At 44.3% G+C, this 12,304-nt stretch carries 8 protein-coding genes; all 8 read right to left on the bottom strand.

Translation table 11 applies throughout. The features are described 5' to 3' along the window. Window positions 1-1,187, bottom strand: a 1,187-nt coding sequence (locus ACW6PM_RS12550; RefSeq protein ID WP_456057372.1) for a methyl-accepting chemotaxis protein, incomplete at its 3' end; no start/stop codon positions are given. A gap of 162 nt (window positions 1,188-1,349) precedes the next feature. Further along, complete coding sequence (locus ACW6PM_RS12555) at window positions 1,350-1,652, bottom strand: Dabb family protein (protein ID WP_308650182.1); 303 nt, start codon at window positions 1,650-1,652, stop codon at window positions 1,350-1,352. Between the two features lie 363 nt (window positions 1,653-2,015). Beyond that, window positions 2,016-3,203, bottom strand: a complete 1,188-nt coding sequence (tuf, locus tag ACW6PM_RS12560; protein ID WP_456057373.1) for an elongation factor Tu — start codon at window positions 3,201-3,203, stop codon at window positions 2,016-2,018. A gap of 210 nt (window positions 3,204-3,413) precedes the next feature. Beyond that, complete coding sequence (fusA, locus tag ACW6PM_RS12565) at window positions 3,414-5,531, bottom strand: elongation factor G (RefSeq protein WP_117685497.1); 2,118 nt, start codon at window positions 5,529-5,531, stop codon at window positions 3,414-3,416. A 103-nt stretch (window positions 5,532-5,634) separates the two neighbouring features. Next, complete coding sequence (rpsG, locus tag ACW6PM_RS12570; protein WP_022292741.1) at window positions 5,635-6,105, bottom strand: 30S ribosomal protein S7; 471 nt, start codon at window positions 6,103-6,105, stop codon at window positions 5,635-5,637. Between the two features lie 171 nt (window positions 6,106-6,276). After that, a complete protein-coding gene (gene rpsL / locus ACW6PM_RS12575) occupies window positions 6,277-6,696 on the bottom strand; it encodes a 30S ribosomal protein S12 (protein WP_015515519.1) in 420 nt (139 codons plus the stop codon). A gap of 187 nt (window positions 6,697-6,883) precedes the next feature. Continuing rightward, a complete protein-coding gene (gene rpoC, locus ACW6PM_RS12580) occupies window positions 6,884-10,732 on the bottom strand; it encodes a DNA-directed RNA polymerase subunit beta' (protein WP_330023046.1) in 3,849 nt (1,282 codons plus the stop codon). Between the two features lie 18 nt (window positions 10,733-10,750). Continuing rightward, the coding region (locus ACW6PM_RS12585; protein ID WP_456057374.1) for a DNA-directed RNA polymerase subunit beta at window positions 10,751-12,304 on the bottom strand (1,554 nt) is incomplete at its 5' end.

The raw sequence follows: 12,304 nt of genomic DNA on the forward strand, positions 1-12,304 counted from the left end.
CCATTATTAATCTGCTTGATAGCATCTGTCTGTGTCTCAAGTGTCTCTGCGATTCCATTAACCTCATCTGTGATAGTCTTGGAATTGCCGGCAACCTCCTCAAGCTGCGATGCTGTCTTGCCTGCAATAACCATTCCTTTTTCAACAGCCTTGACTGAAGACTCGATAAGAGCTGCTGACTCCTTAGCAGCATTTGCACTCTGCTCAGCAAGTACAGTAACCTGGTCTGCAACAACTGCAAAGCCTTTTCCTGCCTCTCCTGCTCTGGCTGCCTCGATAGAGGCATTGAGTGCAAGAAGGTTTGTCTGTGATGCAATCTCATTGATTGTTGCGATGATTTTACCGATTTCCTGAGATGCCTCATTGATTTCATTCATGGATGTAACCATCTCGTGCATCTGTCCGTTGCTATCCATAATCTCAGTTCCGAGTCCGTCAACCTTCTGGCTGATTTCCTTTGCATGCTCTGCATTTTCAGCTACCTGATCCGCTACAGAAGCAAGTGTGGCTGTAAGCTCCTCAACAACAGCGGCCTGGTCTGTTGCGCCCTGCGCAAGGTCACTAGAGCTGGCAGCTACCTGCCCAGCACCGTTTGAAACCTCATTGGCAGCTCTCTGAATACCACTGACTGTATCTGACATGCTCTCCTCGAAAGCAACGATTGATTCCTTAATTCCTACAAAATCGCCTTTCCACTCCACCTGTGGCTTGAAGTTGAAATTGCCATCAGCAAACTGTCTCATAGTCAGGTCGATATCATCAATATATGAGCCAAGTGTCCTGATAGACTTTCTAAGGTCATGTGCCAGCTTGCCAATCTCATCATCTGAATGATACTCCAGATTGCTGTGAAGATTTCCATTAACAAGCTCTCCTGCCACTACCTCAATCTGCTGTAACGGCTCAAGAACAGAATCAATAACCTGATTACTGATTTTTTTGGCAATCATTGTGGCTACAATTCCAACTATTATTACATTAGCCAGTCCTATAATCAGGAAAAACGTAGCAACTGTTCCTGACTCGGCACCAAAGATATTAGCCTTTGCACCAAAATAAACCAGTAAAATTGCTACAATTGATATACCTCCTGATACAAGCAGCATATCCAATACTTTCTTATAGCCATATTTCAGTCTCTGCTGAAGTGGCATTTCCATTATTTTGCTTTTAGCTTCCTCACCCATATGTAATTCTCCCTTTCTTATTTAGGTTTCGTTCTATACAGTAAGATTATTATATCATTACCATAGTACTATTTCAATGATAATTTGACAATATTCGTCATTTTTGACATATCGCCTAATTTTAGAAAAGATTTATAGTCAAATACACCAATCACCCGTTTATTACACCTCGAAATCCATACATGCCCTATTTGCAGTAAATGGTCTCACCTTGGTATCAGCCACAGCAACATGCTTAGGGTTCTTTGCGTATGCCGCAAGTGCATCAGCATCCTCAAATGTAGTATCAAGCATCACATCTACGGTAGATGTCGGAAGATAATCTGTGCGTACTGAAATATCAAGCATGCCCGGAATCTGTCCCTTAAGTCCTTCTAAGCCTTCCTTTATGCCGGCACGTATTTCTTCCTTCTGCGCCTGCGTGTACTCGTCCTTGAGTGTCCATAAAATAATGTGTTTAACCATTGTGTTCCTCCTGTGTTTTAACTGAATTTTAACCAAGTTTAAATTTGATAGTAGCTATAGGTCTCACCGCTTTTTTATTCTCTGCGGTTCTGAATAGTTACGTTTTTAATAAAATATTAGTTCTAATTTTAATTCACATATTTAGATTAAGTATAGCATTAATATAAGGAAATGTCACTTCATATTTGATTGATTAAAATGTTTGATTAGATTATTTGACTTGATTATTTAGATTGCTGCTTTGTGGCTATATAATTCAAAATAGCTCCATTTTAGATCCATAAGGAATAATCATCAAAAAAGGCTCCCGAGAAAAATCTCGGAAGCCTTGATTTTATTGCATATTTAAATAATCAGTTAAGATTACTCGATAACTGTAGCAACACGTCCAGATCCTACTGTACGTCCACCCTCACGGATAGCGAATGTAAGACCCTGCTCCATAGCTACTGGATGGATGAGCTCGATTGTCATCTCTACGTTATCACCAGGCATGCACATCTCTGTTCCTGCTGGAAGCTCGCAAACACCTGTTACGTCTGTTGTTCTGAAGTAGAACTGTGGACGATAGTTGTTGAAGAATGGAGTATGACGTCCACCCTCGTCCTTTGTAAGAACGTAAACCTGGGCTGTGAACTTACGGTGACATGTTACTGTACCAGGCTTAGCAAGAACCTGTCCACGAACGATCTGGTCACGGTTAACACCACGGAGAAGTGCTCCGATGTTATCACCAGCCTGAGCCTCGTCTAACTGCTTACGGAACATCTCGATTCCAGTAACAACAGTCTTCTGAACGTCCTCTTTAACACCAAGGATCTCTAACTCGTCGTTGAGGTGAAGTGTACCACGCTCTACTCTACCAGTTGCAACAGTACCACGACCTGTGATTGTGAATACGTCCTCTACTGGCATAAGGAATGGCTTATCTGTATCACGCTGTGGATCTGGGATGTAAGAATCAACAGTATCCATAAGCTCCATGATCTTGTCTCCCCAAGGTCCGTTTGGATCCTCAAGAGCCTTAAGAGCTGATCCCTGGATGATTGGGCAATCATTGAATCCGTACTCCTCAAGCTGCTCTGTAACTTCCATCTCTACGAGCTCGATAAGCTCTGGGTCGTCAACCATATCACACTTGTTAAGGAATACGATGATGTAAGGAACACCTACCTGACGAGAAAGAAGGATGTGCTCCTTTGTCTGAGCCATAACACCATCAGTAGCAGCAACAACGAGGATAGCACCATCCATCTGAGCTGCACCAGTGATCATGTTCTTTACGTAGTCAGCATGTCCAGGACAGTCAACGTGTGCGTAATGTCTCTTATCTGTCTCATACTCAACGTGAGCTGTAGAAATTGTGATTCCACGCTCTCTCTCCTCTGGAGCCTTATCAATGTTAGCGAAATCTGTAGCTGTGTTACCAGCAACACGAGCTGCTAATACTGCTGTAATAGCTGCTGTTAAAGTTGTTTTACCATGATCTACGTGACCGATGGTACCAATATTACAATGTGGTTTTGTTCTTTCAAATTTAGCCTTTGCCATTTTGAAACGTCCTCCTTAAACTTTTATGCCCCATGGGCTATTTTTATAATCTACCGACTGCTTTGATTATACGAAATAATCAAAGTTTTTTCAAGTAAATTTTATGGCAAATCCCCCTTTTTCAAGGGGAAATGCCTTTATTTTTGATTTTTATACCATATATAGTATATATTTCATCATTTGTACTATAAATTGTTTGCTAATCTACAATTATTTTGCGTGGTTAGCAAGAACCTTGTCCTGTACATTCTTTGGAACCGGCTCATATCTATCGAAGAACATTGAGTAGTTTCCACGTCCCTGTGTCTTAGAACGAAGGTCTGTAGAGTAACCGAACATCTCTGCAAGTGGTACATATGCATGTACAATCTTTCCACCGCCGAGATCATCCATACCCTCGATACGTCCACGACGAGAGTTAACGTCACCGATAACGTCTCCCATGTACTCCTCAGGCATTGTAACCTCTACCTTCATGATAGGCTCAAGTAATACAGGTGATGCCTTTGCCATAGCCTCTTTGAAACACATAGATCCGGCAATGTGGAATGCCATCTCTGATGAATCGACCTCATGGTAAGATCCATCGTATACTGTTGCATGGATACCAACTACTGGGAATCCACCAAGAGAACCGGCCTTTGTAGCCTCCTCGATACCTTCGCCGATTGATGGGATGTACTCCTTTGGAATAGCACCACCGACAACCTCTGAATCGAACTTGAAAAGCTCTTCTCCATTGGCATCCATTGGCTCGAAGCGTACCTTACAGTGTCCGTACTGTCCACGTCCACCTGACTGCTTAGCATATTTGTATTCCTGATCAACAGCCTTTGTAAATGTCTCCTTGTAAGCAACCTGAGGTGCACCAACGTTTGCCTCAACCTTGAACTCACGGAGAAGACGGTCAACGATGATCTCAAGGTGAAGCTCACCCATACCAGCGATGATTGTCTGACCTGTTTCCTGATCAGTATGAGCACGGAATGTAGGATCCTCCTCTGCAAGCTTTGCAAGAGCCTCACCTAACTTGCCCTGTCCAGCTTTTGTCTTAGGCTCGATAGCGAGCTCGATAACTGGCTCTGGGAACTCCATAGACTCAAGAATAACCGGATGCTGCTCATCACAGATTGTATCACCTGTTGTTGTGAACTTAAATCCAACAGCAGCAGCGATATCGCCTGAGTAAACCTCATCCAACTCCTGTCTCTTATTAGCATGCATCTGAAGAATACGTCCGATACGCTCTTTCTTATCCTTTGTTGCATTTAATACATATGATCCTGCCTTACATTTTCCTGAGTAAACACGGAAGAATGCAAGCTTTCCTACGAATGGATCTGCCATGATCTTGAATGCAAGTGCTGAGAATGGCTCATCATCTGATGAATGTCTCTCAATCTCATTTCCCTCAAGATCTGTTCCCTTGATTGAAGGGATATCTGTAGGAGCTGGCATGTACTCAACGATAGCGTCAAGTAACTTCTGTACACCCTTGTTACGGTATGCAGAACCACAACATACAGGTACTGCTGTACACTCACATGTTGCTTTACGAAGAACCTTCTTCATATCCTCTACAGATGGCTCCTCACCCTCAAGATACTGCATCATGAGATCGTCATCTAACTCACAGATTTTCTCAATGAGCTCTGTACGGTACTCTGCAGCCTGATCAGCCATATCTCCAAGATCATCAGTAACTGTGATATCGTCACCCTTCTCATCATTGTAGATATATGCCTTCATCTCGAAAAGGTCGATGATTCCTTTGAAATCGTCCTCTTTACCGATTGGTAACTGAAGTACGATAGCATTTTTTCCTAATCTTGTACGAATCTGGTCAACAGCTCCGTAGAAGTTTGCACCTAAGATATCCATCTTATTGATGAATGCCATACGAGGTACATTATATGTGTCAGCCTGACGCCAAACGTTCTCTGACTGAGGCTCAACACCACCCTTTGCACAGAACACACCAACTGCGCCATCAAGTACACGGAGTGAACGCTCAACTTCTACTGTGAAGTCAACGTGGCCCGGTGTATCGATGATGTTGATACGATGCTCAAGTGCTCCTGGCTTTGGTTTAGTGAACTCTTCAAGTGTCCAGTGACATGTTGTAGCGGCAGAAGTAATTGTAATACCTCTTTCCTGCTCCTGCTCCATCCAGTCCATGGTAGCAGTACCTTCATGAGTATCACCGATTTTATAGTTAATACCAGTATAATAAAGAATACGCTCTGTCAGTGTTGTTTTACCAGCATCGATATGAGCCATGATTCCAATATTTCTGGTTCTCTCAAGTGGATATTCTCTTCCAGCCAAGGTTTTTTCCTCCTATATTTAATGTCCTATGCACAACCGGACTCTGTTGCAAATCCGGCTTGCAGCATGAACCAAAAGCAAAGCCGTATGCTTCTTACAGAAACTAGAATCTGTAATGTGCGAATGCCTTGTTTGCCTCTGCCATCTTGTGCATATCTTCTTTTCTCTTAACAGATGCGCCTGTGTTGTTAGCTGCATCCATGATCTCGTTAGCTAATCTCTCAGCCTGAGTTTTCTCTCCTCTGGCACGTGAGAATGCTGTTAACCAACGAAGGCCTAAAGCCTGACGACGATCAGGGCGAACCTCGATTGGTACCTGATATGTGGCACCACCGATACGTCTTGCTTTTACTTCGAGAGCTGGCATTACATTGTTCATAGCCTCTTCGAATACTTCAAGAGCTGGTCTTCCTGTCTTCTCTTCTACTGTAGCAAATGCTCCGTATACAATCTTCTGAGCTACGCCTTTCTTACCGTCTAACATAATGCTGTTAACAAGCTTTGTAACTACTTTGCTGTTGTACATTGGATCTGCTAATACGTCTCTTTTCTGAGTATGTCCTTTACGTGGCACGTTACTTCCCTCCTTAATCATGATATTTGTGGATTAATTCATCGGTACTCACATGTGTCTCTCTAATGTGTTCGTGCGGAATTGTATTCATAAAGTGAAATCCTGCATCTGCAGGTCTAATCCCAACACTAACCTACTTTAGTTCTGTTTGTGATACACAATGTTGCTAAATTATTTAGCAGCTTTTGGTCTCTTTGCGCCGTACTTAGAGCGAGCCTGTTTTCTGTTTGCAACACCTGCAGTATCTAATGTACCACGGATGATATGGTAACGTGTACCTGGTAAATCCTTAACACGGCCACCACGAATCAGAACAACACTATGCTCCTGTAAGTTGTGTCCCTCACCAGGAATGTATGAAGTTACTTCGATTCCGTTTGAAAGACGAACTCTGGCGATCTTTCTAAGAGCTGAGTTAGGCTTCTTAGGAGTAGCTGTCTTAACAGCTGTACATACACCACGCTTCTGTGGAGAAGAAGTGTTGATTGGCTTCTTCTGAAGAGAGTTAAAGCTTCTCTGAAGAGCTGGTGCTGTAGACTTCTTTACAGATGTCTGACGTCCTTTTCTTACTAACTGGTTAAATGTTGGCATTATTTTCACCTCCTGTTTTATTTTAAGCAGTGCAATCTTATGCACGCTAAAATATTATACAAATCCTTGTCTGTTTTGTCAAGACCAATTTTGTTTTCAATATAATACAAGAAAGAAGCCCGGTTTCCCGGACTTCTTTGTTTTTGGTTTGTAACAGCTTCTGTAGTTTAAGCACAAACATCAGTAATTATTCTACATCAACTGATTCAGCATCTGTATCAATGATTCCGACTGCCTCTTCCTCTGCGAAATCCGCAAAGTCATCATCATCAAAATCAAGTGTATCATCATCGTTTACATCGCTGTCAAGCTTGATGTTACGATAAATCTTCATACCAGTTCCGGCTGGGATGAGCTTACCGATAATTACGTTCTCCTTCATACCGATAAGTGGATCAACCTTGCCCTTGATTGCTGCCTCAGTAAGAACCTTTGTGGTCTCCTGGAATGAAGCTGCTGACAGGAATGAGTTGGTTGCAAGAGAGGCCTTTGTGATTCCAAGTAATACCTGTGAACCAACTGCAAGCTCCTTGCCCTCTTCCTCAAGCTTCTCGTTGAGCTCTAAGAAGTCAAGGGAATCAACCATGCTGCCCGGAAGTAAATCTGAATCTCCCGGCTCCTCTACGCGGATCTTCTGTAAGCACTGACGAACGATAACCTCGACATGCTTGTCGTTGATCTCAACACCCTGTAAACGGTAAACACGCTGTACCTCGCGGAGCATGTAATCCTGAACCGCACGAACACCCTTGATCTTGAGGATATCGTGTGGATTTACAGAACCCTCTGTCAGCTCGTCGCCGGCCTCAAGCTCCTGTCCGTCTACAACCTTGATACGTGAGCCGTAAGGAATGAGGTAAGCCTTTGTCTCGCCTGTCTCGTTGTTTGTAACGATAACCTCACGCTTCTTCTTTGTATCCTTGATTGTGGCAATTCCGCCGAACTCTGTGATAATAGCGAGTCCCTTAGGCTTACGTGCCTCAAAAATCTCCTCTACTCGAGGAAGACCCTGTGTGATATCTCCACCGGCAACACCACCTGTATGGAAGGTTCTCATGGTAAGCTGTGTACCAGGCTCACCGATTGACTGTGCTGCGATGATACCGATTGCTTCACCGACCTGTACTGCCTGGCCTGTTGCAAGGTTTGAACCGTAACACTTAGCACATACTCCCATGTGTGAACGACAGGTAAGCACTGTACGGATCTTAACCTGTGTGATTGGATTTCCGTTCTCGTCAACACCCTCTGACATAACCTTTGCTGCACGCTTTGGTGTAATCATGTGGTTGGCCTTAACGATTACATTGCCATCCTTATCGCAGATTGTGTTGCAAGAGAAACGACCTGTAATTCTCTCCTGAAGGCTCTCGATTTCCTCTCGACCCTCCATGAATGCCTTTACAACCATTCCCGGAATCTCACGTCCTGTGCCTGCACAGCAGTCTGACTCACGAACGATCATATGCTGCGAAACATCTACAAGACGTCTTGTAAGGTATCCTGAATCGGCTGTACGAAGCGCTGTATCTGAAAGTCCCTTACGAGCTCCATGTGCTGACATGAAGTACTCGAGTACGTCAAGACCCTCACGGAAGCATGACTTGATAGGAAGCTCGATTGTACGACCTGTTGTATCAGCCATGAGTCCTCGCATACCTGCAAGCTGTTTGATCTGCTTATCAGATCCACGGGCTCCGGAATCTGCCATCATGAAGATGTTGTTGTACTTATCAAGACCTGTAAGAAGAGCCTTTGTAAGGGCATCATCTGTATCCTTCCATGTCTCGATAACCTCTTTGTAACGCTCCTCATCAGTGATAAGTCCACGCTTGTACTGTCTTGTAATCTTATCTACAGTGTCCTGTGCATCAGCGATCATCTGTGGCTTCTGTGGTGGCACTGTCATATCTGAAATTGAAACTGTCATGGCAGCCTGGGTTGAATACTTGTATCCCATAGCCTTGACGTTGTCAAGAACCTCTGCTGTTGTTGTAGCTCCGTGTGTGTTGATAACCTTCTCAAGGATCTGCTTGATCTGCTTCTTACCAACATGGAACTCAACCTCAAACTTGAGTGCATTCTCTGCATTTGATCTGTCTACAAAACCAAGATCCTGAGGAATGTTCTCATTGAATATCAAAAGTCCTACTGTTGTCTCTGTAAAACCTGAAACCTCTGTGCCGTCAGCAAGCTTTACTGTACGGTGTACAAAGATATTCTGGTGAAGTGTAATCTCCTTGTTCTCGTAAGCGAGCATTGCAAGGTTAACACTTCCATAGTAACGGCCGAGAAGATCTATAGGTCTGCAAAGCACACGACGATTTCCGTCTGTGACATCCTCAAACCAGATGAGGTCATATAAGCCAAGCTCAGCCTTTCCTGTCTTGTCGTCAGGAGTTGTAAGCTTTCTAAGCTCCTCAATATCATTGTATACAGTGTCTGATGACACCTGTGCAACCATCTTTGGATCATCCTTGTAATCAGCGAGCTTTCTCATTGTGAGGTAGTAAACTCCAAGGATCATATCCTGTGAAGGAACGGCTACAAGTCCACCATCGGAAGGCTTAAGCAGGTTGTTAGGTGACAGAAGCATGAATCTGCACTCAGCCTGTGCCTCAGCAGTCAGTGGAAGATGTACAGCCATCTGGTCTCCATCGAAATCGGCGTTGAACGCTGTACATACGAGTGGATGAAGCTTGATTGCCTTACCCTCTACAAGGATTGGCTCGAAGGCCTGGATTCCAAGTCTGTGGAGTGTAGGAGCTCGGTTAAGCATAACCGGATGCTCTTTGATGACGTCCTCAAGGACATCCCATACCTCCGGCTGAAGTCTCTCAACCATCTTCTTTGCACTCTTTATGTTGTGTGCGGTTCCGTTAGCAGCAAGCTCCTTCATAACGAATGGCTTGAAAAGCTCGATAGCCATCTCCTTTGGAAGACCACACTGATAAATCTTAAGCTTTGGCTCTACACAGATAACCGAACGACCTGAGTAGTCAACTCGCTTTCCGAGAAGGTTCTGACGGAAACGTCCTCCCTTTCCCTTGAGCATGTCTGAAAGAGACTTAAGGGCTCTGTTTCCAGGACCGGTAACAGGACGTCCACGACGGCCGTTGTCGATAAGTGCATCGACAGCCTCCTGAAGCATACGTTTCTCGTTACGAACGATGATATCCGGTGCTCCAAGATCAAGAAGTCTTCTAAGACGGTTGTTACGGTTGATGATTCGTCTGTAAAGGTCGTTAAGATCACTTGTTGCGAAACGTCCTCCATCGAGCTGAACCATTGGACGAAGATCCGGTGGAATAACAGGAATAACTGTCATAATCATCCACTCAGGCTTGTTTCCTGACTCACGGAAAGCCTCTACAACCTCAAGTCTCTTGATGATACGTGCACGCTTCTGGCCTGTAGCATTCTCAAGCTCTGCCTTAAGCTCTGCCGAATCCTTCTCGAGATCGATTGCTGCTAAAAGCTCATGGATAGACTCAGCACCCATTCCTACACGGAATGCTGAGCGGCCATAAGTATCGCATGCCTCCTGGTACTCTGACTCGTTGAGAATCTGCTTGTATGCAAGCTTTGTCTCGCCCGGGTCAAGCACAATATATGAAGCAAAGTACAGTACTCTCTCAAGTACACGTGGAGATAAGTCAAGGATGAGTCCCATACGTGATGGGATACCCTTGAAATACCAGATATGAGATACAGGAGCAGCAAGCTCGATGTGTCCCATACGCTCTCTACGAACGCTTGACTTTGTGATTTCTACGCCACATCGGTCGCAGACAACACCCTTATAACGTATCTTCTTGTATTTACCACAATGACACTCCCAGTCCTTCGTTGGTCCGAAAATCTTCTCGCAGAAAAGACCGTCTTTTTCAGGCTTTAATGTTCTATAGTTAATAGTCTCAGGCTTTTTAACCTCGCCATGTGACCACTCTCTGATCTTTTCAGGAGATGCTAATCCAATCTGAATCGCATCAAACTGCATTGCCTGATTATTTTCTATATTATTTGTTTCTGGCATTTTGGCACTCCCTTCTAATTATTCTTCGTCATCAAGAACTTCATCAGCAAAAATATCGTCATCCGCTGTCTCAGGAGACTCTTCCTCTTCTATGTCAACAAGCTCTTCGTTGTCATCAAATTCTTTCTTTGAGAAACCATGCTCTGCGAATGACTCACTGTCCTCGAATGCATAGTCCTTATCGTTTCCGATAATTGAGTTGATATCTGTATTACCGTACTCACTTGTCTCGATAAGCTCAACCTCTTCTCTGTTCTCATCAAGTACCTTGACATCCAGACCAAGTGCCTGAAGCTCTTTGAGAAGTACCTTGAATGACTCTGGAATACCAGGCTCAGGGATATTCTCACCCTTGATGATAGCCTCGTAGGTCTTGACACGGCCAACAACATCATCGGACTTCATTGTAAGGATCTCCTGGAGTGTATATGCAGCACCATATGCCTCAAGAGCCCAAACCTCCATCTCTCCGAAACGCTGTCCACCGAACTGTGCCTTACCACCGAGTGGCTGCTGTGTAACTAATGAGTAAGGACCTGTTGAACGTGCATGGATCTTATCGTCAACAAGATGATGCAGCTTAAGGTAATGCATGTGTCCGATAGTTGTCTTTCCATCGAAGCACTCACCTGTTCTACCATCACGAAGCTGTACCTTTCCATCCTTTGAAATCGGAACGCCCTTCCATAAGCTTCTGTGAGCTCTGTTTGTTGAAAGGTATTCCATAACGTCCTCACGGAGTGTATCAACATATTTATCATAGAAGATTTCAGCATCTGCGCTCCAATATGGATGCTCAGCCTGTAAATCCTTTTCAAGTTCTTCCTTATCGAACGGAAGATTTACGTAATCATTTGCAAGCTCAAGTGTATCCTCGATATCTACCTCGTTTGCTCCGTCAAATACAGGAGTTGAGATATTGAAGCCAAGTGCCTTTGCAGCGAGACTCAGGTGAATCTCAAGGACCTGACCGATGTTCATTCGTGAAGGAACACCGAGTGGGTTAAGTACGATATCCAGTGGACGTCCGTTTGGAAGGAATGGCATATCCTCAACAGGAAGCACACGGGAAACGACACCCTTGTTACCGTGACGTCCGGCCATCTTATCACCGACAGAAATCTTTCTCTTCTGTGCAATGTAGATACGGACTGACTGGTTTACTCCCGGAGAAAGCTCATCGCCGTTCTCTCTTGTAAATACCTTGGCATCAACAATGATACCGTAAGCACCATGAGGTACCTTAAGTGATGTATCACGAACCTCTCTTGCCTTCTCACCAAAGATGGCACGAAGAAGTCTCTCCTCTGCTGTAAGCTCTGTCTCACCCTTTGGTGTAACCTTTCCTACAAGGATATCACCGGCACGAACCTCTGCGCCTACACGGATGATACCTCTCTCATCAAGGTCCTTGAGTGCGTCGTCGCCGACACCAGGGACATCACGTGTAATCTCCTCAGGTCCGAGCTTTGTATCACGTGACTCTACCTCATATTCCTCGATATGAACTGATGTATACACATCATACTCTACGAGACGCTCTGAAAGAAGAACGGCATCCTCGTAGTTGTA

The organism is Agathobacter sp., from assembly GCF_977054825.1.

Excerpts from the sequence above, each read along its gene's own strand:
- rpoC (WP_330023046.1), bottom strand. The coding sequence starts at position 10,732 with ATGCCAGAAACAAATAATATAGAAAATAATCAGGCAATGCAGTTTGAT.
- rpsL (WP_015515519.1), bottom strand. The coding sequence starts at position 6,696 with ATGCCAACATTTAACCAGTTAGTAAGAAAAGGACGTCAGACATCTGTA.
- tuf (WP_456057373.1), bottom strand. The coding sequence starts at position 3,203 with ATGGCAAAGGCTAAATTTGAAAGAACAAAACCACATTGTAATATTGGT.
- ACW6PM_RS12555 (WP_308650182.1), bottom strand. The coding sequence starts at position 1,652 with ATGGTTAAACACATTATTTTATGGACACTCAAGGACGAGTACACGCAG.